The following is a 23,996-nucleotide window of genomic DNA, read 5'->3' as shown; positions in this document are numbered from 1 at the left end:
TTTCACAGCCCCAGTTGATCGGCGAAATCCTTGAGCTCGCTCCGGGATGCGACGCCGAGCTTGGGATAGGCCTTGTAGAGGTGGTAGCCGACCGTCCGGTGGCTGAGGAAGAGCTGCGCCGCGATGTCGCGGTTGGACAGGCCCTGCGCGGCGAGCCTGGCGATCTGCAGTTCCTGCGGAGTGAGGCCGGCCGCCACGCCTTCGGCGGGCCTGGGGCCCTGGTCCTGGGCGCCGCTCGCGGTGAGCTCGCCGCGAGCGCGTTCGGCCCACGGCCGCATGCCGAGCCAGTCGAAGACCTCCAGGGCCTCGTTCAGCGGCCCGCGCGCCTCGGCCTTCCGCCGAGCCCTGCGCAGCCATTCGCCGTAGAGCAGCGCAGTCCTGGCGTACTCCAGCGCGCGGCCGTCCTGGTCGTGCAGTTCGAGGGCCGCCGTGTAGAACGCCTCGGCCCGGTCGTCGGCGGTGAGCAGCCCACGGCAGCGCATGACGAGCGCGTCGGCCCACGGCTGCCTGACCGACGCGGCCCACCGCTCGAAGCGCGCCAGAGGCTCGGCGGCGCGTTCCTGCGCCCCCACTCGTACGGCCGACTCCACCAGGTCGGGAATGGAACGGGTGGCGCAGATGTGATGGCGCATCGGCTCGCGGGTCAGGCGCTCGAAGCGGGCGAGCGCCGCCTCGGCGCGGCCGAGGCCGAGGTCCAGCAGGCCGAGCGACCAGTGCGCCCACGGCGCACCAGGGGAGATGGTTCCGGCGGTGGCCCCCGCCAGCCCCTCCTCGGCGTTGCGCCGACAGGCGGCCTCCTCTCCCTTGGCCGCGGCGAGGTAGGCGAGCACGCTGCTGAACTGGCTGACCCACTGCTGCTGTCCGGTGTCGCGGGCGAGCCCCAGCGCCTCGGTCGCCGTGGCGAGCGCGTCCAGGTGCCGTCCGGTGAACACCTCGCCCTCGACCACGAAGAACAGCACCGTCGGCAGCCGCCCGGCGCCGCCCCTGGCGCGGTGCCCGGCGGCGAGCGAGGTTGCCAGCTCGTAGGCGTCGGCGTCCTGGCCCAGCGCGAGTGCCGCGCCACAGAGGATCATCAACACCTGGTCGGGGGTACGGCCCCGCCGCCGCACCGCCGCGAGGGTGTCGCCCAGCGGCGGCGGCCTATCGGACCGGTTCCGGTCGAGGTGGACGAGGTAGGGCCCCACCGGCGCGAGTGGATCCGCGTCGTCCAACGGCAGCGCGATCAGCCGTTCCAGCGTTGCCGCGAGCTGCTGTTCCCCCAGGTACCAGGAGGTGTGCACGGCCTGGATCAGCAGCACGGCAGCCTGGCCTGGATCGGTGTCGCGGATGAGCCCGGCGCCGTCGAGCAGCAACCGGTGGGCGGCGGAGTAGGAGCCCTGCCAGAAGTCCGCGAGCGCGCGTACGTGCGCGATCCGCGCATTCACCGCCGGGGCCCCGTTCAACCGCCGGGCCGCGCGGCCGCCGAGGGCTCTGGCTCGCTCCAGATCACCAGCCTCCAGTGCCGCCTCCGCCGCCAGGGCCTCGCGGTGAGCCCTGGCGCCGGGCTCGACGCTCAGGCGGGCGGCCCGTTCGTACGCCGCGGCGGCCGCCTCGTGGCCGCTGCGTTCGCGGGCGCGGGCGGCGGTGCGTTCCAGCGCGGCGGCGGCCTCCTCGTCGGCGCCGGTGGCGGCGGCCGCCAGATGCCAGGCCCGGCGGTCTGCGTGCTCGGGCGAGCCGAGGGCGGCGGCGAGCGCGCGGTGGGCGGCAAGGCGTTGCCCGAGCGGTGCTCGCTGGTAGACGGCGGCGCGGATCAGCGGATGGCGGAAGCGGATCGTGGTGCCGTCGGCGTCGCCGCGGAGCACCAGGCCGGCCCGCTCGGCGGGGGACAGGTCCTCAACGGCCGCTCCCAGCGCGGCGGCGGCACGCAGGATCACGGTGAGCTCGCCGGTCTCGTCGGCCGCCGCCACCAGGAGCAGGCTCTGGCAGGCCTCGGACATCCGGCTGACCTGGCCGTGGAAGGCCAGTTGCAGGCGACTGGTGAGGGGGAGCGCCCCTGGCGAGAACGCGCTGCCGCCTTCGGCGGCCAGGGCGACCGGCAGCTCCAGTAGGGCCAGCGGGTTGCCGCCAGCCTCGGCGAGCAGGCGGTAGCGCACGGCGGGCGCGAGTGAATGCCGGTCGAGCAGGGCCGCGGCCACCTCAGGGGCCAGCCCGGACAGGCGTGACTCCGGAAGGCCTGGGGCGGGGAAGGATCCCTCGCCGTCCCTGGCTGCGAAGATCATGACCACGCCCTCGGCGTGCAGGCGCCGGGCGGCGAACAGGAGCGCGTCCCGCGACGCCCGGTCGAGCCACTGCGCGTCGTCGACGAGGCAGAGCAGCCCCGTCTCGTTCGCGTGTTCCGCCAGCAGGGAGAGCACCGCCAGTCCCACCAGCATCGGCTCTGAGCCGGCCGCCGGCCCGAGCCCGAACGCCGCCTCCAGAGCCTCACGCTGCGGGCCGGGCAGCGCGGCGAGGGATCCGAGGGCCGGGCGCAGCAACAACTGCAGCCCTGAGAACGGCAACTCCGCCTCGAACTCGACCCCTGTACCGCGCACCAGCCGCATACCACCGGCCGCCGCGGCGGCGTGGTCGAGCAACGCCGTCTTGCCGATGCCCGGCTCGCCGCGCAGCACCAGAGACGAGCTGGTGCCCGCCCGGGCTCCTGCCAGCAGTTCGGCGATCGTGTCCTCTTCGGCCTTTCGCCCGTGCAGTTCCCCCGCGCCCATGACCCCATCTTGGCATTCGTCCGGGATTGTCCCGTACGGGCCGGTCAGCACCTGGTTATGTGCTGGATCGCCGCCAGGTCGGAAGGATGCCCACGTCAGCCCTGGTCCACCAGGGCGGCCGGCTCGCGCTCTTGCGCGCCTGAGGGCCACCATTCGCCCGCCCGCTCGGCGAACGGGCACCAGCGGCCGTCACGCCCGTAGCGTAGTTGCCGCGACCCGAGCGTCCAGCGGTTGCGCCACGCCTGGACCGGCGGCAGCTCCTCCTCCCAGGCCGCCACCGCCCTGGCCAGGTCCTGCCTGGCGGAGCTCCAGGCGTGCTCGAGCACCACTTTGGGGCTCATCGCACGGACCCGCGGAGGGTCAAGTACGGAAACTCGCGATGATCTCACTGTGGGATGGGGCTTTCATCGCTCGGCACTGCGGGTGCCTGCGTGCCACGGATCTCGGCGATGCGGAGTCTGCTCGTCCGGAGGTTGGCGACTCGCGTCGGCAAGCACGAGACCATTGCACCGCTACCTCAATCATCTGAACGGGTGGATACCGGCCTCGACGTTGACGTAACCATGGTTGCGGCAACGCTCTCCGGGCGTTGTCGCTCTTCAAGGCCTGGAGACCCGCCTGATTCAGCAGTTCCGGCTTGCCCGTCGAGCGGAGTGGAGGCGTCAGCGAGGGCGGAGGAACGGTGCCGTGCTTGAGACGTCATGCGTACGGTCGCGGCCAACGGCGGCTGCGGCCGTCCGCGAACGTCGATCTTGCTGCTACTTGATGGATGTGCCGTTGACCAGGGGCAGCGAAATCGAGGTGCCGGCCAGGTCGATGGTGACCTTGGCTCCGGTGCCGGGTTCGACGTCGTCCCCACCGCCGGTGCCGCTCGCGTCGAGGTTGAAGTCGTCGTTGGCTCCGGTCAGCACCAGGCCGAGGCGGTGTCCGGCCTTGAACTCGTAGTCCTGCGGGAACATCTTCCAGGTGATCTGGTACGGCTTGCCCGGCGTCAGCGGTGTGGAGCGGCTGAGCGACTTGTGGTTCTGGGCGTCCAGGATGCCGCGGGTGACCACGTTGTAGCCGGAGGTTGCCGTGTTGTCCCCGGCTTTGAGGTAGCAGCCGTCGTCATCGGCCGTGCTCTGGCCGACGCAGTCTTCGCCACCGCTGAACTTGAGGCCTTCCGCGGACGCCGCGCCGCGTTCGCGGTAGTTGATGCGGGTGTCGGTGCCGTAGTCGACGAGCAGGACGCCCAGGTTGGCGGTCGGCTTGTCCAGCTTCAGGCGCAGGCTCACCGACGGCGTTCCGGACACCCTTATCGCGTTCTTCAGCGGCAGGGTCAGGAAGGCCAGCCGGTTCGGGTTGGTGGTGGCGGGGTCGGCGGCCATCGCGATCTCGGTCTGGGCGGTGTCGAGGTAGCTGCCGGTGCCGCTGGAGGGCTTGCGGCCCAGCAGGCCGTCCTGCTGCGGCCGCAGGATGGTTGTCCGCGTGCGCGCCGGCCAGTCGGCCTGGGTGACCCAGCGGCCAGGGCCGAGCTGCACGTCGACGTGCGGCTGGCGCATGATGTCGTTGGCCACGCCCATCAGTTCGTGGTCGAACCACTTGTTCAGGGTGGTGAGCCACACCTCGCGGCGGGCCCAGAACGGGTCGAGGTGCCCGTACTGCGTCACCCACGCCTTGCGCTGCACGGTGCGGGGCAGCATGGCCCACCACTCGGAGAACTGGCTGCCCACCACCTGCCGGTCCTGCATTCCCATCACCGAGAAGACACTGGCGCGGACGTTGCGCGCCTTCGAGATCGGCCCGTTCCGGTAGTTGCGCTCGTGCCAGTAGGCGTTGTAGTTGCCGGTGGCGTCGTCCGAGCCCTCGCGCAGGCGCTGGTGCACGGCCGCGCATTTCTCGTCCGGGTCAAGGTCGACCCGCTTGGCCAGCCATTCCTGCCCGCCCTTGAACCAGGTGAGGGTGCCGTTGTTGCGCGACGTCTCATACCCGCTGGTGTAACCCGCGAGCGGCACGATCGTCTCCAGCCCCGGCACACCTGTGCCCGCGACGCCAATGGCGAGCCCTCCTTCGTAGGAGTGGCCGATCATCCCGGTACGGCCGGTGGTCCAGGTGGCCTTGACCGGATCGCCCTTGTCGTCGTAGGCGCTCGCCCGGCCGTTCAGCCAGTCGATGACCGCCTTGCCGCTCAGCACGTCGGAGGTGCCGTAGGAGGTCGGGCAGCCCTCCGAGAGCCTGGTGCCGATCATGTCGACGGAAACGAACGCGTACCCGCGCGGCACGAAGTAGTTGTCGTAGTACATCGGGAACTTCGTCACGTTCCCGTTCGCGTCGTACTTCTTCTTTTCCACCTCGAAGCCGACGCCCGGGTCGTCGTAGTAGGGGGTTTCCTGCATGATCACCGGGACCTTGAGCCCGGATTCGGACTCCTTCGGCCGGATGATGTCCACCCGGATCAGATCCTTCTTGCCATCGCCGTCGCTGTCCGCCGGCGACTGCACCCGAACGTGCTCACGGATGGCGTCCTGGTAGGAGAAGACGGGCTGCGTCAGCCCGCCGGAGACTTTGATCTCCGGCTTCTCCGTCGCGGAGGCGGCGGGAGTGGCGGCGACCACGAGCGGGATCACGAGTGCGACCGAGGCGAGCAGCCCGCGCCGTTGAGAGTTGGACATGTGCCCTCCTTTGGGCTGGTTACTTCGATTGGCGGCATCGTCATGGCGCGCCGAGGAGGCGCCATGAAGTGTTTGCGTCTGTCAGTGCGGGTGTGCCGGCCAGATGAGCGGGATCAGCGATGGCCGGCGAAGCGTGCGGAGGCGGCGCCCTTGGTGCAGCATGAACGCGGCGGGCAGGTCACCGTGCTGTCAGTGGTGTCGATGGTGAAGGCATGATCGCTTCGCCCTCTACCTGACGCGCGACCGAAGGGGGTCCGCCCTCAACGTGGACGGGGTCCAGGACGCTCGGCCCCGTCTACTGAGTCGGCTCGGCCCCTTCAGCGCGCGGTCTTCGCGCCGCAGAACACTTCCTTGAGGAGGTTGTCCAGCAGCTTCGGGAACGCCGCCAGGTCGGGTACGCGGTCCCCGGTGGTGACCGAGGCGGTCAGGGTCGTCTTGCCGTCGGGCGTGCTGTACATCAGCGCCGAGTAGCCCGCCGTGGCGCTGCCGTTGTGGTTGTAGATGGTGCCGCAGCCCGGGTTCTGCACGTACAGCCCGAGGCCGTAGCTGCCGAAGATGCCGGCGCTGTCGGGGTGCGGCTTGCGCATCTCGGCCAGCAGCTTGGCCGAGATGAGCTTGCCGCGGTTGAGCGCGGAGAAGAACGTGTGGAGATCCTTCGTGGTCGAGATGATGTCGCCGGCGCCGGCCGTCATGGAGGGGTTCTGGCGGCTGACGTCGATCACCTTCCACTGCTTGTCGGCGTCTTGGTAGCGGTAGTAGCCGTGGGCGTGCGGGCCGGGGATGTTCGTGGTGCCCGGCATCACCGTGTGCCGCATCTTGAGCGGCCGCAGGATCCGCCGCTTCATCTCCTCGCCGATCGAGCGGCCGGTGACCTTCTCGATCAGCAGCTGGGCCAGCGTGTAGTTGGTGTTGGAGTAGCTCCAGCCCTTGCCCGGCTTGAACCGCGGCTCCTTGGACAGCGCGAACCGCACCAGCTCCTCCGGCTGGTAGGTCTTGAAGCGGTTGTCCACCCAGTCTTGGCCCGATGCGGGGATGCCCGGCTCGACCGACCCGTCTGGGCGGAACTCGCCGGTGTAGGCGTACAGCCCGCTGGTGTGCTGCAGCAGCATCCGCACCGTGATCTCCCGGTCCAGCTTGAACTCGGGCAGGTAGTCGGCCACCGGCTTGTCCAGTCCGATCTTGCCTTCGGCCACCAGTTGTAGCACCAGGGTCGCGATGACGTTCTTGGTGACGCTGCCCGCCCGGAACAGCCCGTTCGTCGGCGGCTTCGCGCTCGCGCCCAGCTTGCGCACCCCGGCGCTGCCGACCCACTCGCCCCGCTCATCGTTGACGCGCATCTGTATCCCTGCGGCCAGACCGGAATCGACGAACGCCTGGATCGCCTTCTGCAGCTCCGGACGATCCTGCCCGGAAGCGGCCTTTGCCACCGCCCCGCTGTCTGCGGCGGCCGCCCCCGTCGTGGCCACCCCGGCCAGCAGCGCGGCCGCCAGCGCCGTGACCGCCACGCGCCGGGAGACCCGCGGCGTGCGGGCCCTGGTGTTCTGGGGGGTGTGGGGGGATGCGCTCATGCTTGGTCCTCACTTCGCGATAGTACGTATCTTGTGCAGCTCGAAAGCTATGTTGCATTCGGAATTGTGTCAATCTTCAGAAGTACATCTTCCCAGGTCAATAACTGTAAATTGGAGCAATGACGATGAGAGAAAATGCAAGACTGTGTTGCAATGGATGGCGGCGAAGACAATACTGGCGGCATGCCAGGAGGACGATTGACCCAGCAGGACCGCGAGCGCATCGCGGCCGGACTCGCCGACAAGCTGTCCTACGGTGAGATCGCCAGGCGGCTGGAGCGGCCGACCTCGACGATCACCCGGGAGATCGCGCGCAACGGCGGCCCCGACGGCTACCGGCCCCAGCAGGCGCACCAGGCGACGGTCCAGCGGGCGCGGCGCGGTACACCGGCGCCCCCGCGCGGGGCCGTACCGCCGGGTGGCATGAAGGAAGAGGAGCTTCTCGAGATGGTGGTCGGGGCGGGGGTGCCGAGGATGGCCGCGCTCGTGCACCTCGACCTGCTGCTGTCCGAGGAAGGCAGGCGTACCGCGGCGGAGCTGACCCGCAGGCTGAAGGTCAGCCCAGCCTCCGTCTCCGTCGCGGTGAACTACCTGGTGCAGCAGGGGTTCGTCCGTCGCGAGCGCGATCCGCAGCGCCGTCGCGACATCTACGTGATCGACGACGACGCCTGGTACCACTCCATCGTGACCGGCAGGCGGCAGACAATGGAGACAATCCGGGCCACCATGGCGGCGGCCGAGACATACGGGCTCGACAGCCCCGTGGGACAGCGGCTGGCCAAGGCGTCGGCGTTCCTGGAACACGTCTGCCTGGACATGATCAAGTCGGCCGACCGCTGGCGTACCCTCCTGACGTGACGGGTCTCAGCCGAACCACCCGGCGAGCCGGCCCACCAGTTCCTGCGGTCGTCACCGACCCGCGTCACGGGGCCGCCTATGGCCACAAGCGCGCTCTTCCCGACGCCGTGATGGCGGCCGCTCTCTCGTCACAGGTCAAGGTCGTTCGTCCGCGAGCGCTCCACCTTGACCTGCCCCCTACGACCAACGGATCTGGCGACCATCGGTGTCCTGCCTCAGTGATCATGAGGCGCCGGATGCACCGTACCTGCGGCGCTTCCCACTTGGCCGCATGGCTGTGCGCGTTGGCAGCCCCTCTGTTGTATGCCGCGGTGAATCTGGTCTCGCTTCAGCGGGCCGCTCACCCAACGGGGCTTCATCCTGGCCATGAGGTTCCCTAGAACCACAGCTTGACCAACTGGACGGCCATATTGCCACTGCGCAGAAGGTGACGGTCGGCGTCACCCTCGCCCTGGCGGTCGAGGCGTCCTGTCTTGCCGTGCTTGATCGGCGGCTCCGTCGCCCTGTGTCCGTTCTCATCTTCATAGGTGGGATGTACGTGTCAACTCTGGCCCTGTTCGCCCGTCTCGTCTCCCACTTTTACCTCGACGTCGACGGCATGGACTACTTCCACTGGATCGACGACGGAAAGATCCGGTTCGAGTTCCTGCACCAGGAAGGCTATTCCCACTGGATCAAAGACGGGAAGATCCAGCTCGAGTTCCCGCACCATGAAAGCTACTCAGAGGAGATGCCGGACGAACTCGCAGAGACCCTGGAGCGGATCGACTCCCCCGTCTACCCGAACGCCGACCCCCACGAAGGGCCGGCGTTCCTCTTGGCCGAGCGCCTCACCGGGATCACGATGACGCCGCAGCTGCTGGAGGAGTCCACCTACCTGTGCGGAGGCGTTCCCAGATCGAGGTGAGCAGAACCCACCGTCCAAGGCCCCCGCGGGTTGGCCGCGGACGGTGGATCACTTCCTGCACGCTCCTGCAGGCTCCACGGGGGCACCGTTCTCCGCGGGCCTGCCGTACCAGGCCGTCAGGATGAAAAAGCCTCTGTCAAGCGGCGGATCATCGGAGCCTCACTGGGATATGGCAGTCAGATACTCCTTCTGAGTGGCAACGAGCCTGCTGGGAGGAGGCACGATACGGCTCCGGTCTCCCCACTTCGTGTACAGGGTGTTCACGCGGAACGTCTCGCTCGCCACCAGCTGACCCCCCGGGTCCGTTATCTGGTCGTAGGAGATCGTGGCGTTGAAGTGTCTCGGGAGATCGTCAGACCCGAGCCACAGCTTCCACTGGACCCACCCGCCCACGCAAAAGCCGTCGTCAGGCCCCCAAGAGATGCCGGCAGCCTTGGTGCCAATGCATCCGATGTGAACCTTGCCAGCGAGCTGCGTGACTGCCCGGCCATCCGACTCAGACGTTTCGATAGTCGAGACTTCGTCGGACGACATGAGGCGCAGGAACCTTGGGCTCAGCGGGTCGATCAGGTCGTCAGCCCACCGGAAGCTAGCGCCATTGGGCCAGTACAGCCACGTTTTGCCGCGGGGCAGTGCATACATGTCGCTTTTGGTGTAGCTGCGCTTCCCAATGTTGATCATGCGAAAGTAGTCCCCCCATCCGTCTCGCTTCTCTTCTGTCTCAGATATGTGCGAGGCGGATACGCCGCTGGCGTTGAACCTGTACGTTCCGCGCGACACCGTCCCGCGGGTCGGCGCCCCACCCTCCAGCACACGCATGGTGGACGTGAACCGCACGCCGCTCTTGGCCGCGTACTGTTCACGGAGCGCTTCCGCAGTCGGCGCCAAAGCATCCGCGGAGGCCTCGGATCTCGCCGGCGTTGTGAGTGCCATCGTGAGCGCGGGCAGGAGGGCGAGCATGACACCGAGGCGACGCATACGCCCATGATCTCTGCGAGTGATCTCAAACCCATCACCGCGCGGTTGCTTTGCCCCACAAGAGCAGACCGTTGCGGCGATCGCCCACATTCTGTACGCCTCCCGCTCAGCGTTTACGCCGCAAGCATCACCGATGTCGATCTAGACGGTTGACCAGAACGTGGGCGTCAACACCAGCCGTACGGCCCACGTTCGACACGCTGAGTCCCTACGACGGCAGGGTCTGCCTATTGCCTGAACTAAATGAGCGCGCAGCTGGACCGGTCGCGCCAGGATGAAAGGGTTCATTGATGATCTCTGCCCGCGTCCTGCCCGCAACGAATGACATCGGTAGTCTTGAGCTGTCATAAGGCGGCAAGATCGCATAGTCGCCAAGAAAAGCAAAAAGCCAGGTCAGACGATGTCTGGCCTGGCTGGTCGAGGGTGCCCCCTGTAGGATTCGAACCTACGCACCCGGCTCCGGAGGCCGGTGCTCTATCCCCTGAGCTAAGGGGGCTCAACGAGTGACAACGTTACCAGTATTCGGCCACCACTCGTCACCACGATAAACCTCCGGGCACACATCCATCGAAAACCGCACGTGATCCCCCTTCCAAGGGTTAGCTTTGCGGCCGTGGGCGAGGATCTGGGCAGGGTACTGGTAGTAGACGACGACGAGGTCATTCGGCAGCTCATCGCGGTCAACCTCACCCTCGAGGGGTTCGAGGTGGCGACGGCGACCGATGGGCAGGACTGTCTCGACCGGGTTCTGGACGTGATGCCCGACGTCATCACCCTCGACGTGATGATGCCGAGGCTCGACGGCTGGGAGACCGCGTCGAGGTTGCGCACCGAGGAGGGCACCACGCACATCAAAGTGGTCCTCATCACCGCCAGGGCGCAGGAGGACGACAAGCGGCGCGGGTTCGGCATCGGGGTGGACGCCTACCTCACCAAACCGTTCGATCCCGCCGAGCTGATCCAGGTCGTACGGGAGCTCGCCGCCATGGCCAGGGCGTGAAACGGTCACAAACCGCCACCGCCAAAGGATGGAACACTTACCGGCGTCAGGGGAGTAGGCCCTTGCGGCGGGCGATGGCGGCGGCCTGTGTGCGGGTTGAGGCGTCGAGTTTGCCCAGGATGTTGGAGACGTGCACGCTCACCGTCTTCTGCGCGATGAACAGCCGCTCCCCGATCTCGCGGTTCCCCAGCCCCTCCGCCACCAGCGCCAGCACCTCGACCTCGCGAGCCGTCAGCCCTCCGGTGGATCCGGCGCCGACGAAGCGCGCCCTGCGGCCGAACTCCGCCAGTGCCGTGGCGAGCGGCGTGGCGCCCAGCTGCTCCGCGCTCTCCCTGGCGAGCGTCCACTCCTTCTGCGCCGCCGTACGGTCACCGGCGGCCAGCAGCGCCTCCGACAGCCGCCACCGTGACCTGGCCACCTCGTAGACGAACCCGTAGGAGAAGGCCGAGACGACCTCCCGCCACTGGTCGGGGTCGGAGCGCCCGTGGACGCGCCCCCATTCGGCCTCGGCGCGCAGCCGCCAGGCCCTGCCTTCGAGGCCCATCTCGCCCCGCTCGCCGTCGGGCCCGTGGGAGGCGGCGTAGCGGGCCCTGGCGATCAGGTCGTCGGCGCCCTCGGTGATGCCGAGTTCGGCCATGGCCCACAGCCCCGTGCCGGCGATGCGCAGGGTGGCGGCGTCGTTGGGCTCGAGCATGTCGAGGACGGCCTCGACGTGTTCGAGGGCGGTGGCGGGGTCGCCGTTCCACAGGGCGTGCTCGGCGGCCAGGCCGCGTGACATGTAGGTGACGAGGGCGTCGCTCCAGAACGGCTGGAGCCAGGTCAGCCGCTCGCCGACGCCGGGCCGTCCGCGGGCGACCTCGATGAAAAGGGCGAAGGACGAGAGGACGGACTCGGGGATGGTGCCGACGCGGATGGGGAAGCGGGCCGCCATTGCCTCGGCGGCGTCCCATTCGCCTGAGACGTAGTGGATGAGGAAGCGCATGAAGCGCAGGTCGGTGCCGTAGGTGCTCCAGCTGAGGCCGGTCTCGGCGGCCAGGGCGACGCCGCGGTCGGCGACCTCGGCGGCTTCTTCGAGGCGGCCGAGGTCGTAGTGGACGCGCGTGAGGTTGAACAGGGCGCGCAGGTCGATCGCGAGATGGCCCGAGGGGCGGGCGGCGGCCGTGGCGAACAGCTCTTCGGCGCGCGACCAGTCGCCGCGCAGCTCGGCGGCGGAGGCGAGGGTGACCAGGGCGCTGGCCTCGGCGTCGACCGCCCCGGCGGAGCGGGCGGCCTCCAGGGCGCGCAGGCCCATGGGCTCGACCTCGGCGTGGCGGTGGGTCCAGGCCAGGCAGCGGGCGAGGGTGGCAAGGGCGCGGGCCAGGACGACGGGCTCGGCGGCCATGGAGACGGCCGACTCGGCGGTGGTGATCGCCTCGTCGGGCTGGTACATCTCCCACAGGTAGTTGGCCAGGCGCTCGTAGGCCTCGGCGGAGGGCGGGACGGCGCGCAGGCGGACGATGGCGCCGTGGTTGTCGCCGCTGTCGGCGGCGGTGAGGGCGCTGCGCATGGCGATGGCGACGCGGGTCTCGCCCACGAGGCGTTCGGCGTCGTCGACGCGTTCCCACAGCTCGAGGACCTGGTCGTAGTGGCGGTGCGCCTCGGCGGGCGCGCCGAGGCGCTCGGCGAGCCTGCCCGCCTCGGCCGAGGCGGCGAGGGCTCCGGCGAGGTCGTGCCCGGCGAGGTGGTGGTGGGCGAGCTCGGCCGGCGAGGTGAGCCGCGCGGCGAAGGCGGCGTGCAGGCGGGTGCGCTCGCCCGGCAGCAGATCGGTGTAGACGGCCTCCTGCAGGAGCGCGTGGCGGAAGGCGTAGCCGTAGCCGTCGACGAGGAGCAGGCCGCGCGAGACGATCTCGCGCACGGCCTCCTCGAACTCGCCCACGGGCAGGCCCGAGACCTCGCGCAGCAGGGAGTCCTCGACCCGGCGCCCGGCCACGGCGGCGGCGCGCAGCACGCGCTGGCCCGGCTCGGACAGCACCTCGACGCGGGACATCAGCAGGCTGGCCAGGCCGTCGGGCAGGGTGTCGCCCTCGGCCACGGCGGCGAAGAGCTCCTCGGCGTAGAAGGGGTTGCCGTCGGCGCGGCTGACGATCTCGCCGAGCTCGCGGGCGTCGGTGTCGCCGAGCGAGGCCACGTAGTCGGACATCTCGTGCGGGCTGAGCGGGCGCAGCTCCACCGAGGAGACCGAGGGCAGGCGCTTGAGCTCGGCCAGCACGGGCCGGAGCGGATGGCGGCGGTGCAGGTCGTCGGTGCGGTAGGTGCCGACGACGCAGACCTGCTCGGACTGCAGCATGCGGCTGAGGAAGACCAGCAGGTCGCGGGTGGAGCGGTCGGCCCAGTGGAGGTCCTCGATCACGAAGACCACCGGCTGGATGTCGGCCAGCAGGCCGAGCAGCGAGCCGAACAGGCGCTGCTGGGTCAGCCCGGAGGACGGCGCCGCGGTGCTGCCGTCGCCGAGCAGGCTGCCGAGGATCGGCCGCGCCGCGACGGCGTCGGCGAGCTCGGGATCGCGCAGCGCGTCGGCCAGTGGAAGGTACGGCAGAGCGTCGCCGAGCTCGGCGCACTGCCCCACCATGACCTGGAACCCGCGCTTCCTCGCCTCCGCGAGGAGCTCGGTCGCCAGGCGGGTCTTGCCGATGCCGGCGTCGCCGCCTACGAGCGCCACGCCCGCCCTTCCCTCGGCGGCGCTTTCGAGCACGCGAACGAGGCCGCCCAGCTCAGCGGATCTCCCGATCAGTAGCCCGTTCACGTCGGCCACTATGCCATGGTCCGGCGACATTCCGATTGGACCGGGAAAGCCACCGCACATTGGACCCCATACCAGGACCAAATCCTTCCTAGCGTGGTGCGCATGCTCCTCTTCCTCGCCGCCTCGCTCACGCTGGTCCTCATCCCTGGACCCAACCACCTCTACATCGCCGCGCGCGGACTCGCCCAGGGCAGGGCGGCGGGCTTGGCGAGCGCGTTCGGGGTGGAGGCCGGGACGCTCGTGCACATCGTCGCGGCGGCGGGCGGGCTGTCGTACCTGATCGCGCAGTCGGCCACGCTGTTCGGGGTGGTGAAGTGGGCGGGGGTGGCGTACCTGGTGTATCTCGGGGTGCGCACGCTGACCAGCAAGGACGAGCTCACCACCCGTACGGCGCAGCCGCAGCCGCTGCGGAAGGTGTTCCTCGAAGGCGTGCTGGTGAACGTGCTGAACCCGAAGGTCATCCTGTTCTTCCTCGCGCTGCTCCCGCAGTTCGTCGATCCGAAGGCGGGCTCCCCCGCGACGCAGATCGCGCTGTTCGGCGCGACGCTGCTGGTGCTGGGGCTGCTGTCGGACATCGTGTACGCGTTCATGGCGGGGGCGCTGAGCGGACGGCTGGCCAAGCGGGCGAAGCAGGTGCGCTACTTCAGCGGCATCGTCTACCTGGGGCTCGGCATCGCCACCGCCTTCACCGGCCGCCGCGCCGCCTGAACAAAAGGCCGCGCCGCCTGAACAAAGGCCGCGCCTCCTGCTCAAAAGCCGCACTCCTCAGCAAACGCCGCCCTCTGCGCGAAAACCCGCCACGCAACGGTGCGTTGCTAGCATCGCCCGTATGGCACCACGCAAGCAGCGGGAGATCTTCGACGCCACCCTCACTCTGCTCGCGCGACGCGGCTACGAGAGCCTCACCATCGAGGGCGTCGCCGAGCTCTCGGGTGTCAACAAGACCACCATCTACCGCTGGTGGCCCTCAAAGCCCGCGCTGCTCGCCGCCGCGCTGGTGGAGGCCGACGCGCTGGCCCTGGACCCGCCCGACACCGGCTCGCTGCGCGGCGACCTGGAGGCGCTGGTGGACGGGATGATCGCGCTGCTGACCCGCCCGCCGTCCAGTGAGATCGTGGTGGCCGCGCTGGGCGCCGCCGTCCACCACGCCGAACTGAACATCGGCGGCTTCTTCGCCGACAGGTTCGCGCGCGAGCAGGAGATCTTCGATCGGGCGCGGGCCAGTGGCGAGCTGGCCGCGACAGCCGATCCCATGACGATCGTCGACCTGCTGGCCGGGGCGGTGTGGGTGCGGGCGGTCTTCAGGGGGCTGCCGGTGGAGCCCGGGTTTGCCAGGCGGGCCGTCTCGGCGGTGCTCGACGGGGTGGGCAGCGGCGCGACGGGGTGACACGCTGGCGCGGTGACCCGACGTCTGCTCGTGGCCCTGCTCCCGGCCCTGCTCCTGGCCGCGCTCACCGCCACCGCCTGCGCGACCACCCCGCCACCGGTCGTGGCCACCGGCTCGGCCGGGCGAACGGCGAGCGTCCCGAGCACGCGGCCGGGCGGGCTCGCCGTCCTCGACGAGAAGCGGACCGGGCGGCTGGTCAGGCTCACCGTCGACTCCCCCGCGCTCAGGGCCACCGCCACGGTCGAGCTCCTGCTGCCGGCCGCGTGGCGGCCGGGCACCCGCTGGCCCGTCCTCTACCTCCTGGACGGCTGCTGCCGGCGCGCCGGCCCCGCCTGGGTGAGCGACGGCCGCGCCGACGAGGTCACCGAGGACGCCCCGGTCATCGTCGTCATGCCGGAGGCCGGCTACGCGGGCTTCTACAGTGACTGGCGGGACGGCCCGCAGTGGAAGACCTTCCACCTGACCGAGCTGCGCCGGCTGGTCGAGGAGCGCTACGGCGCCACCGGCAGGCGGGCCATCGCGGGACTGTCCATGGGCGGCTTCGGCGCGCTCTCCTACGCCGCCCGCCACCCCGGCCTGTTCAGGGCCGCCGCCTCCTTCTCCGGCCTGGTCGACGTCAGCCGCGAGGACGTCGAGTACCTCACCGGCCAGTCGGGCGACGACCCCGGCAAGCTCTGGGGCGACGACCTCGCCGCGCACAACCCCACCGCGCTGGTGGACAGGCTCAGGGACATTCCTGTCTACGTCTCGTGCGGCAACGGCGAGCCTGGACCGCTCGATGCCCGGAACACCCCAGGGACGGCGGCGAGGCCTTCATCGAGGCCGAGAACCGCGCCTTCGTCAAGGCGGCCAGGGCGGCGGGGGTGAAGGTCACCGCGCGCCTCTACGGCCCCGGCACGCACCGCTGGCCGTACTGGACGAGGGAGTTGGAGCGCGCGCTGCCGATGCTGCTCGAGAGCCTCAGCTGAGCGCGGCGGCGATGCGGTCCAGGGTCGGGTACGGCACCAGGCCGTAGGCGTAGAAGTCGACGGCCGCGGCGCCCGCCGCCCTGGCCCCCCGCACCTTCGCGACGAGCCTGTCGGTGGTGTCGCTGTCGGGGTGGCCGGGGCGCACGACGGCCCGCACCTCGCGGTCCTTGCCGACCGAGCGCAGGTAGGCGGCCACGTCGTCGGCCACCCTCGCCGCGTCGCGGGCGTAGGCGAGGACGCCGAACGAGGGCACGAGATCGCCGAGTGCGACCAGGTCGACGCCCAGCTGCCAGGCGTCGTGCGCGGCCAGCCCCGGGGAGGGCAGGCCGTGCTTGTAGCCCTTGACCGCGCCGGTGGCGTCGATGAAGGTGAGCTGCGAGCCCTCGGCCGAGACCGCGGCGGACACCTCCGAGACCAGCGAGGTGACGGTCTCGGAGCGGGCGCGGGCGTAGTTGACGACGTCGGGGCCCGCGTAGGCGGTCAGCGCCGCCCTGGTCACCTCGCCCTGGGCGGGCTGCTCGCCGTCGAGCACCGCCCCGACGATGCGCGAGCACTCGTCGCGCGCGATCTCGGCGTTGACACCCAGGTCAGCGGCCCTGCGCATGCAGAAGTCGCAGAAGCACAGCGCCATGAGATAGGCGTCCATAGGGCCGAGCGGGACGAACGAGCGCTCGGCCTTGAGCGGGCGGTAGTGCAGCGACTCGGCCACGACGCTGTCGGCGCCCAGCCTGGCCACCGCCCTGGCCAGCGCGACGGCGTAGAGCCGTACGTCGGGGTGGGCGGGGCACAGGTCGGTGGGGTAGCCCCTGTCGCCGAAGCAGTTGCGGACGGTCACGTCGGGATGCGCGACGCCGATGGCCTCGTTGCGCAGGAACACCGTCCAGCCGTGGAACTTCATGCGCCGCGCCGAGCAGGCCTCGCGAAACCCGTCGAGCACGTCGAGATGGCCGGGGGCGGGCAGCAGGCGCAGCTCGCCGAACAGGTCGCCGGGCAGGGGGAAGTGCGCTCCGTCGTGCCGCAGGGTGAGCTTGGACAGCCCGTGGGGAGTGACGTCGCGGGTGCCGTGGTGGACGACGCCGACGGTCACGCCGCCCACGCCGTACCCGCGGATCCTGTCGAGCACCTTCTCCATGCCTTCGCTGCGCAGGTCCTCGGCGAAGACGTACACGGAACTGTCCACAGGCGAACCCTACGCGCTCTTGTGCGCCACGAAGTCGATCTCCACGAGGATGCCCATCAGCTCCGAGCCGACCGTGGTCCTGACGGGGTACGGCTCGGTGAAGTAGGACTTGTAGACCTCGTTGTAGCCGGGGAAGTCGCGCGTGAGGTGCTGGAGGTGGACGGTCGACTTCACCACGTCGTCGAAGGTGAGGCCGTGGGCGGCAAGGATCGCGCCGAGGTTCTTCATGACCTGGTGGGTCTGGGTCTCGATGTCGTCGCCGACGATCTGGCCGGTCCGCGGGTCGAGCGGGCCCATGCCGGAGGTGTAGACGAAGTCGCCGACCACGAGGCCCTGCGAGTAGGCGCCGACGGGGGCGGCGCCTTCGGTGGTCCTGAGTTCCTTCTTCACCGGATCTCCTAGAAGTGGGTGTTGATGGTTCCGACAACGGTGTAGTCAGCGTCGACCAGCGGCAGCACCCGCCACTTGTCGAAGGCGGTGCACGGGTGGGAGATGCCGAAGGCGACCAGCTCGCCCACCTCGAGCGCGCCCCGCACGATCGTGTGCTGGTCCTGCGTCTTCAGCACGGTCAGGCCCGCCCGCCTGGGGATCGGCAGGCCCTCGTCGAACGGGACGTCGCGCTTGCCCATGCCGATGATCGCCAGGTCGGGCTCGGGCGTCGACAGCACGTGCGCCCAGATCTCGAAGGCGGGCTCGAGCGAGCCCTCGATGCGGTTGAAGGGGGTGCGCTCGCGGTAGTAGCCGTCGTCGTGGGAGACGTACGCGCCGCTGCGCAGGATGATCGTGGCCTGGGTGGCGACCAGCTCGCGCCCGACGACGTCGAACCACTGGCTGCCGCCGACGGTGAGGATCTGCGCGCGCAGGTGATCGACGGCGTTCTGCAGCGTGATCAGGTACTTCCTGACCTCGTTGGCGCTCGGCAGCGCCCCCTCGTACCCGGCCACGCCCGCCAGTTCGACGCCGTCGGCACGGCGCACGTACTCCGCCAGGTCCAGCAGGTCCGAGAACTTCCGGCAGCCGGCTCGGCCGCCCTCGTGCCCCATCTCCACCAGCACCGGGAACGGCCGCGCGCCCGCGCGCTCCGCGAGCAGGTCCACCCCCGCGCGCGAGTCGACGAAGCTCAGGAACTCGAAGGACGGGTCGGCGGCCAGCTCCGCCGCGGCCCAGTCGAGCCCGGTGGGGTCCACGACCTGGTTGGCGACCATGATGCGGGAGACGCCGAAGCCGCGCACGGTCATCGCCTGGCTCGGCGTCGCGACCGTCAGCCCCCACGCGCCCGCCTCGAGCTGCCTCCTGGAGATCTCGGGAGACATGTGGGTCTTGGCGTGGGGCGCGAAGAGCATGCCGTGGTCGCGGGTGAAGGCGGCCATGGTGGCGATGTTGTGCTCGAGCGCGTCGCGCTTCACGACCATCAGCGGGAAGGTGAACGCCGCACCGAACACTGACTGTCCAAGAATGTCCGCGCCTGACCGAATCCCTTTCACCACACCGACCCTATCCGGCACGCGCTCACGCGGTGGGGCGGAGGGCACGGCCGGGAGTGCGGCCGGTCAGCGCGCCGCCGGACAGCACGCGCACCCCCGACACCAGCACCTCGGAGATCCCCGTCGCCGGGGTGCGCGGCGCGGCGTAGGTGGCCAGGTCGGCCACCGTCGCGGGGTCCACCACGACCACGTCCGCCGCGAACCCCGGACGCAGCAGGCCGCGGTCGCCCAGCCCGAAGCGCCTCGCGGGATGCGAGGCCAGGTGCACGACCGCCTGCTCCCACGTCCAGTCGCCCAGCTCGCGCACGTGTGTGCCGAGGAACCTGGCGAACGCGCCCCAGCCGCGCGGATGCGGGTGCCCGCCCACGTAGATACCGTCGGAGCCACCGGTGTGCGCGGGGTGGCGCAGCACGCGCCGCACCGACTCCTCGCCCTCCGGCCCCTCGTCGGGACGGCCCACCACGCAGCCCGCCTCCAGCCTGGTGTCGACCAGCAGCCTGCGGCAGAACTCCGAGGGCGAGACGCCCTTGCGGGCCGCGGCCTCGACGATGGTCAGCCCCTCGGCCCACTCCTCGCCCGGCGCGTGCGAGACGGTCAGCCGGGGCCACAGGTCGTGCAGCGTGGGCCACCAGTCGGCGAGCGAGGGTGATTCGAGCACGTCGAGCGCCCTGTCGACCTCGGCGGCGGGCACCTGGGGCGGCAGCACGATCATCGCGAGGATGGTGCTGCCGCGCAGGTAGGGATAGGTGTCGAAGCTCAGGTCCACGTCGTCGGCCAGCGCCGACTCCACCAGCGGCAGCAGCACGTCGGCGGGCCCGTGCAGGTGGGAGACGTGCATGGCGGCGCCGGACGCCTTGGCGATCTCCACCACCTCGGCCATCCCGACCCCCGCGCCGGTGCCGTAGGCGCGCATGTGGGTGACGTACGGCAGTGCGCCCAGCGGCCTGCACAGCGCCGCGAGCTCCGCGGCGGAGGCGTTGCGCCCCGGTAGGTACTCGAGGCCGCTCGACAGCCCGACCGCGCCCTCGGCCAGGCCCTTCTCGACGTGGGCGAGCATCGAGGCCAGCTCGCCCCGCGAGGCGTCGGCGGGAGAGGCGCCCATCACGTCGTAGCGGATGGTGCCGTGCGGGAGCAGGTAGGCGGTGTTGAGCGCGGTCGCCCTGTCGTATCCGGCCAGCAGGTCGGCGACGCCGGTCGCGCCCTCGAGAAAGGGGTGCACGCCGTTGACCGCGGCGAAGTAGCGGGTCGCGTAGCCGACGGTCGCCGCCGAGCCCGGCGCGAAGGACAGGCCGTCCTGGCCGAGGACGAACGTGGTCACCCCCTGCCGCAGCGCCGCCAGCTGCACCTCGGGGTCGAACACCAGGGCGTCGCCGTGGGCGTGGCAGTCGATGAACCCCGGCGTGACGAAGCGCCCCGACGCGTCGATCACCTGCGCCGTCTCGGCCCCTTCGAGCCGTCCGACCGCTTTGATCCGCTCCCCGGTGATCCCGATGTCCGCCCTGAACGCCGGAGCCCCGGTGCCGTCGAGCACCCGCCCGCCACTGATGACCACGTCGAACGTCACACGGAGATTCAACCACTGGCGCGCTCCGGCGTCGCCGCCACCGGCGGCGACCCCGCGAAGATCGCCGCCAGCTACCGTCTGGACGGCAGGCCACTGGAGAAGGGGCCCTACGCCGCCGCGACCGTCACGCTGCAGTCCGTGATCACCGTGACCGGCGACCACTGGGTGCCGTGACCGCTCACTCCGACCGGGAGAAGCTCCGCTCGCAGCTCGGCTGCGGCACGACCGGGTGCACGGCGAGCAGATCGCGGGCCTGCGACCGGGCCAGGTTCCAGCCGTTCCACGAGTCGGGCCGGTCCAGACCGTTGGCCTTCACCACGTCGGCCAGGACGCAGCTGCGCAGCGGCTCGGGCAGCCTGTCCAGCTCGGGGACCGCCTCGGCGCCGAGGTCGCCGACGTAGTCCTGGTCGATCCGCTCCACGCCCCTGATGTCGACCTGCGTTCTGGCGACCTGGAGGTCGGGGTTCCAGACGGCGAACGACAGCAGGCCGGCGCCGGTCAGCAGGACGACCGTCCTGGGCAGCCATGCCGCGCCGCGCCCTGCCAGCCGTACGGCGCCCGCCACCAGGACCGTCGCGAACACCGCGCCGAGCCACCAGATGGTCGCGGCGACGGAGGCGCGCAGGCGCGACAGGCCGTAGGCGTCGGTGTAGAGGTCGAGGCGGTGCATCGCCGAGGCCAGGATGACCAGGGTGAAGGCGCACAGCACGCCCAGCAGGATCGCCAGCGCCCAGCGGTCGCCGCGCTCGGCCTTCACCACGCTGGTGGCCACGGCGACGATGCCGAGCACGAACACGCTGACCACCATGAGCTGGAAGAAGCCCTGCCTGGCGTAGTCGGCGTAGGTGAGCCCCGTGGTGCGCATCACCCAGGCGCTGCTCCCGAACAGCGCGGTGACCTGGACCGCGACGAAGGCGGCGAACAGCAGGTTCAGGCCGGTCAGCGGCACCGCCCAGAGGCTGCGGTTCAGGCGCGTCCTGAACGAGGGGCTGACGGGGTCGGAGACCGGGCGCAGCGCCACCAGCACCGCCGCGGCCGCCAGCGCCACGAACAGCACGAAGACGAAGATCCGCAACGGCAGCGCGCCGGCCCAGTCGGCGGCGGAGAACACGCGGCTGAGGAAGGTGGCGAAGACCTTGTCCGCCGAGGCGAACAGGATCCCGAAGAACATCAGCAGGACGGCGGTGATGCCGAGCCCCGCCAGCAGCGGCAGGAGGCGCCGCCGTCCCGCATACGTCTTCACCGGGCCGGCGAGGAACCACGGGACGGGAAGCAGCGCGAGCACGACCGAGATGCCGCCCCTGATCAGCGCCAGCCAGCCGCGCCCCGCGCCCGAGACGGCCAGCGCGCCCAGACAGAAGGCGCCGGCCAGCAGCGGGACGACCAGCCAGTCCGCGTCCCTGACCGCGACCATCGCCACCAGTCCGTAGGCGATCAGCGCGTAGGCGGCGGTCCACCGGGTGGCCCTGGGCAGCGCCGCGGGCAGCGTGGCCGCGCCCAGCACCAGGGCGACCAGCGCGATGCCCAGGCCCGCGCTGGCGTACGGCAGCGCGACGGCGGCGAACACGCCCACCCCGAGAACGGCCGGCAGCAGCCAGCGCGGCGAGTCTGGCACCTCGGGACGGGGGAAGAGCGGCGGCGGCACGTAAGGCGGCGCGGGCGGCCGCGGCCCCTGCGGCGGCTGGAGATGCGTGCCGCCGGGACCGGCCGTCTCGCGGGTCCGGGAGGCGGCCTCAGCGGTGCCCGCCCTCAGAACGGGAGTCGGCGGATAGGGCGCCTGCTGGGGGGACGCCGGCGGGTAAGGCGCCTGCTGATAAGGAGCCGGCTGGTAAGGGACGGCCTGCGGCCGGCCCGCCCCGATGGCCGAGCCGATGGCGGCCCCGCCCGCGCTGAAGGTCAGCATGATGATGACGCCGGCCGCGGCGCCGAAGAACAGCCCGATGAAGAAGGCCAGGAAGAGCCCGATGAGGAAGCCGACCGCGAGCCCGACCAGGGTCCACAGCATCACCGCGCCCCTCGCCACGCCCGCGGGCTGCGGCGGCGGCGCCAGGTGGCCGGGGTGCCGCTGAGGCGCCTGGACGTCCTCGCGCGCGAGTTCCTCGGGCGGCGGCGCGGCCGTTTCCCGCTCCCCCGGTTCGGCGACCGCCGCCTCCGAGACCTCCGCGACCTCGGCGGCCTCCCCGCCCTCGGCGGCATCGGTGATCTCGGCGGCCCGAGGGGGACCCGTCACCCCTAGCCGCGCCATGTCCGGTTCCATCGTGATCCTCTCTGGAAGGTCGACGATCATGCGGCACCCCGCGCCGTCGTCGATGCGAATGGATCCACCGTGCAGTTCGACGATCTCTTTCACGATCGCCAGGCCGAGCCCCGATCCGCCGGCGTCGGCCGCACGCGCCGAGTCCAGCCGGGAGAACCGCTCGAAGACCCGTGTCCTGGCGGCCGGGGGGATTCCAGGGCCGCTGTCGGCCACCATAAGCCGCACCCCCTGGCCCGCGGCCGCGGCGGAGAGCGTCACCACGCCCGCGCGCGGGCTGTGCCGTACGGCGTTGTCGAGCAGGTTGGCCAGCACCTGCGCGAGCAGGTCAGGATCGGCGCTCGCCACCAGCCCCTGCGCGCAGGTGTAGGTGATCGTCACGTCGTCCCTGGCCAGGGCCGCCTCGCGGGCGGCCTGCTGGAGCAGCGGCTCCAGCGTGACCGGCTCGGCCTCCAGATGGCGGACCCCCGAGTCGAGGCGCGACAGGTCGAGGAGCTGGGCGACCAGGCGGCCGAGGCGCTCGGTCTGGGCCAGCGCCGTCCCCATGGTGACGGGATCGGCGGCCGAGACGCCGTCGACCACGTTCTCCAGCACCGCGCGCAGCCCCGTGATCGGGGTGCGCAGCTCGTGGGAGACGTTGGCGACCAGCTCGCGGCGCTGCCTGTCGACCTCGCCGAGGTCGGCGGCCATCGCGTTGAACGCCCTGGCCAGCTCCCCCACCTCGTCCCGCGACGAGGCGCGCACCCGCAGCGTGTAGTGGCCCTTGGCGATGACCTGGGCGGCCGAGGCGAGCTGGCGCAGCGGCTTGGTCATGCCGTGCGCGAGCACCTGCACCATGATCAGCGCGAGGATGCTCGCGACCGCGATCCTGACCTCTCGCGAGGCGCCCGCGTTGAGCCCGACCTCGTTGACCACGAAGGCGGTGCCCACCGCCAGGACGATGACGATGCCCAGCTTGACCTTGATGCGGCCGAGGAAGTCGAGCGGCCTCATCGGCGCACCAGCGCGTAGCCTACGCCGTGCACGGTGCGGACCACGTCGGGGCCGAGCTTGCGGCGCAGCGCCCGTACGTGGCTGTCCACGGTCCTGGTCGCCGCCGCCTCGGAGAAGCCCCAGACGTCCGACAGCAGCCTCTCGCGCTCGAAGACCTGTCCAGGCCGCTCGGCGAGCCGGCGCAGCAGGTCGAACTCGGTGCGGGTGAGCTGCGCCTCCGTGCCGCGCACGAAGACCCTGCGGGCGGCGGTGTCGATCTCGACCTCGCCCACCCTGACCACGGTGTCCTCGACGGCCAGCTGCGCCGCCCGCTCCACCCTCCGCAGCAGCGCGTGGATCCTGGCGACCAGCTCGCGCATGCTGAACGGCTTGGCGAGGTAGTCGTCCGCGCCCACGCCGAGGCCGACGAGCACGTCGGTCTCCTCGCCGAGCGCGGTCAGCATCAGCACGGGCACCGGCCTGGCCGCCTGCATCCTGCGGCACACCTCCAGGCCGTCGAGCCCGGGCAGCAGCCGGTCGAGGATCACCAGGTCGGGCTCGGCCCTGCCGTAGGCGACGAGCGCCGCCTCGCCGTCGCTCGCGACGCGCACGTCGAAGCCCTCCGCTGCCAGCCTGTTCCGTACGGCCAGCGCGATCGTCTCGTCATCCTCGACCACGAGGATCCGTCGCTGATCTGCCACG

Annotated in this window: 18 protein-coding genes and 1 tRNA gene; 6 read left to right on the top strand and 13 right to left on the bottom strand. The window is 70.8% G+C overall.

The annotated features are described in order from the left end of the window. Positions 1-2: 2 nt before the first annotated feature. From H4W81_RS42905 to H4W81_RS42890, 4 genes are all read right to left on the bottom strand, one after another. Positions 3-2,741 carry a helix-turn-helix transcriptional regulator gene (locus H4W81_RS42905; RefSeq protein ID WP_192780035.1) on the bottom strand — a complete coding sequence of 913 codons (2,739 nt, stop codon included), beginning with the start codon at positions 2,739-2,741 and terminating at the stop codon, positions 3-5. 95 nt (positions 2,742-2,836) lie between these two features. Next, complete coding sequence (locus H4W81_RS42900; protein WP_192780034.1) at positions 2,837-3,082, bottom strand: hypothetical protein; 246 nt, start codon at positions 3,080-3,082, stop codon at positions 2,837-2,839. A gap of 417 nt (positions 3,083-3,499) precedes the next feature. Next, positions 3,500-5,392, bottom strand: a complete 1,893-nt coding sequence (locus H4W81_RS42895; protein ID WP_192780033.1) for a CocE/NonD family hydrolase — start codon at positions 5,390-5,392, stop codon at positions 3,500-3,502. A 317-nt stretch (positions 5,393-5,709) separates the two neighbouring features. Then, positions 5,710-6,960, bottom strand: a complete 1,251-nt coding sequence (locus tag H4W81_RS42890; RefSeq protein ID WP_192780032.1) for a serine hydrolase domain-containing protein — start codon at positions 6,958-6,960, stop codon at positions 5,710-5,712. Positions 6,961-7,158: 198 nt separating this feature from the next. Here H4W81_RS42890 and H4W81_RS48125 point away from each other — a divergent pair, with 198 nt between their 5' ends. Beyond that, entirely contained in the window at positions 7,159-7,818 is a 660-nt protein-coding gene (locus H4W81_RS48125; protein WP_420538733.1) for a GbsR/MarR family transcriptional regulator, read from the top strand. A 427-nt stretch (positions 7,819-8,245) separates the two neighbouring features. Next, positions 8,246-8,725 carry a DUF6461 domain-containing protein gene (locus H4W81_RS49660; RefSeq protein ID WP_318782432.1) on the top strand — a complete coding sequence of 160 codons (480 nt, stop codon included), beginning with the start codon at positions 8,246-8,248 and terminating at the stop codon, positions 8,723-8,725. 159 nt (positions 8,726-8,884) lie between these two features. Here the strand turns inward: H4W81_RS49660 and H4W81_RS42875 are convergent, their stop codons facing one another. Beyond that, a complete protein-coding gene (locus tag H4W81_RS42875) occupies positions 8,885-9,685 on the bottom strand; it encodes a hypothetical protein (protein ID WP_192780030.1) in 801 nt (266 codons plus the stop codon). Between the two features lie 442 nt (positions 9,686-10,127). Next, positions 10,128-10,199: transfer RNA gene (locus H4W81_RS42870), tRNA-Arg, on the bottom strand. Between the two features lie 117 nt (positions 10,200-10,316). On the opposite strand from H4W81_RS42870, the gene H4W81_RS42865 reads away from it, so the two are divergent. Then, positions 10,317-10,703: a response regulator transcription factor gene (locus tag H4W81_RS42865; RefSeq protein ID WP_318782431.1), complete on the top strand. Its 387-nt coding sequence runs from the start codon at positions 10,317-10,319 to the stop codon at positions 10,701-10,703. A 46-nt stretch (positions 10,704-10,749) separates the two neighbouring features. Here H4W81_RS42865 and H4W81_RS49655 read toward each other — a convergent pair whose 3' ends face one another. Continuing rightward, positions 10,750-13,485: a helix-turn-helix transcriptional regulator gene (locus H4W81_RS49655; protein ID WP_318782430.1), complete on the bottom strand. Its 2,736-nt coding sequence runs from the start codon at positions 13,483-13,485 to the stop codon at positions 10,750-10,752. Positions 13,486-13,587: 102 nt separating this feature from the next. Between H4W81_RS49655 and H4W81_RS42855 the strand changes: the two genes are divergently transcribed. The 3 genes from H4W81_RS42855 to H4W81_RS42845 all read left to right on the top strand — a co-directional run bounded on the left by H4W81_RS42855 (position 13,588) and on the right by H4W81_RS42845 (position 15,739). Continuing rightward, positions 13,588-14,193 carry a LysE family translocator gene (locus H4W81_RS42855; protein ID WP_192781378.1) on the top strand — a complete coding sequence of 202 codons (606 nt, stop codon included), beginning with the start codon at positions 13,588-13,590 and terminating at the stop codon, positions 14,191-14,193. Positions 14,194-14,314: 121 nt separating this feature from the next. Further along, positions 14,315-14,872: a TetR/AcrR family transcriptional regulator gene (locus H4W81_RS42850; protein ID WP_192780028.1), complete on the top strand. Its 558-nt coding sequence runs from the start codon at positions 14,315-14,317 to the stop codon at positions 14,870-14,872. 12 nt (positions 14,873-14,884) lie between these two features. After that, positions 14,885-15,739, top strand: a complete 855-nt coding sequence (locus H4W81_RS42845) for an alpha/beta hydrolase (protein ID WP_192780027.1) — start codon at positions 14,885-14,887, stop codon at positions 15,737-15,739. A gap of 93 nt (positions 15,740-15,832) precedes the next feature. On the opposite strand, the gene H4W81_RS42840 is transcribed toward H4W81_RS42845, so the two are convergent. From H4W81_RS42840 to H4W81_RS42815, 6 genes are all read right to left on the bottom strand, one after another. Further along, on the bottom strand, positions 15,833-17,020 hold the full coding sequence (locus H4W81_RS42840; protein ID WP_192780026.1) for a hypothetical protein: 1,188 nt from the start codon (positions 17,018-17,020) through the stop codon (positions 15,833-15,835). 9 nt (positions 17,021-17,029) lie between these two features. Further along, the gene (locus tag H4W81_RS42835) at positions 17,030-17,410 is read right to left on the bottom strand and encodes a RidA family protein (protein WP_192780025.1); all 381 of its coding nucleotides are present in this window, start codon (positions 17,408-17,410) and stop codon (positions 17,030-17,032) included. Between the two features lie 8 nt (positions 17,411-17,418). Further along, positions 17,419-18,432, bottom strand: coding sequence for an alanine racemase (locus tag H4W81_RS42830; protein WP_192780024.1), 1,014 nt, complete (start codon positions 18,430-18,432; stop codon positions 17,419-17,421). A gap of 97 nt (positions 18,433-18,529) precedes the next feature. Then, positions 18,530-20,068, bottom strand: coding sequence for an N-acyl-D-amino-acid deacylase family protein (locus H4W81_RS42825; RefSeq protein WP_192780023.1), 1,539 nt, complete (start codon positions 20,066-20,068; stop codon positions 18,530-18,532). A gap of 178 nt (positions 20,069-20,246) precedes the next feature. Next, on the bottom strand, positions 20,247-23,315 hold the full coding sequence (locus H4W81_RS42820; protein ID WP_192780022.1) for a DUF4153 domain-containing protein: 3,069 nt from the start codon (positions 23,313-23,315) through the stop codon (positions 20,247-20,249). Continuing rightward, a complete protein-coding gene (locus tag H4W81_RS42815) occupies positions 23,312-23,995 on the bottom strand; it encodes a response regulator transcription factor (protein ID WP_192780021.1) in 684 nt (227 codons plus the stop codon). The genes H4W81_RS42820 and H4W81_RS42815 overlap by 4 nt, the downstream gene beginning before the upstream one ends. Position 23,996 lies beyond the last annotated feature (1 nt).

Origin of the sequence: Nonomuraea africana (assembly GCF_014873535.1) — a bacterium.
Taxonomy (GTDB): Bacteria; Actinomycetota; Actinomycetes; order Streptosporangiales; family Streptosporangiaceae; genus Nonomuraea; species Nonomuraea africana.
This window is presented reverse-complemented; position numbering and strand designations above follow the sequence as displayed.

What these genes read in the sequence shown, in the direction of transcription:
- H4W81_RS42895 (WP_192780033.1), bottom strand. Translation starts at nt 5,392, where the DNA reads ATGTCCAACTCTCAACGGCGCGGGCTGCTCGCCTCGGTCGCACTCGTG.
- H4W81_RS42900 (WP_192780034.1), bottom strand. Translation starts at nt 3,082, where the DNA reads ATGAGCCCCAAAGTGGTGCTCGAGCACGCCTGGAGCTCCGCCAGGCAG.
- H4W81_RS42875 (WP_192780030.1), bottom strand. Translation starts at nt 9,685, where the DNA reads ATGCTCGCCCTCCTGCCCGCGCTCACGATGGCACTCACAACGCCGGCG.
- H4W81_RS42855 (WP_192781378.1), top strand. Translation starts at nt 13,588, where the DNA reads ATGCTCCTCTTCCTCGCCGCCTCGCTCACGCTGGTCCTCATCCCTGGA.
- H4W81_RS42830 (WP_192780024.1), bottom strand. Translation starts at nt 18,432, where the DNA reads ATGGTCGTGAAGCGCGACGCGCTCGAGCACAACATCGCCACCATGGCC.
- H4W81_RS42905 (WP_192780035.1), bottom strand. Translation starts at nt 2,741, where the DNA reads ATGGGCGCGGGGGAACTGCACGGGCGAAAGGCCGAAGAGGACACGATC.
- H4W81_RS42850 (WP_192780028.1), top strand. Translation starts at nt 14,315, where the DNA reads ATGGCACCACGCAAGCAGCGGGAGATCTTCGACGCCACCCTCACTCTG.
- H4W81_RS42890 (WP_192780032.1), bottom strand. Translation starts at nt 6,960, where the DNA reads ATGAGCGCATCCCCCCACACCCCCCAGAACACCAGGGCCCGCACGCCG.
- H4W81_RS42820 (WP_192780022.1), bottom strand. Translation starts at nt 23,315, where the DNA reads ATGAGGCCGCTCGACTTCCTCGGCCGCATCAAGGTCAAGCTGGGCATC.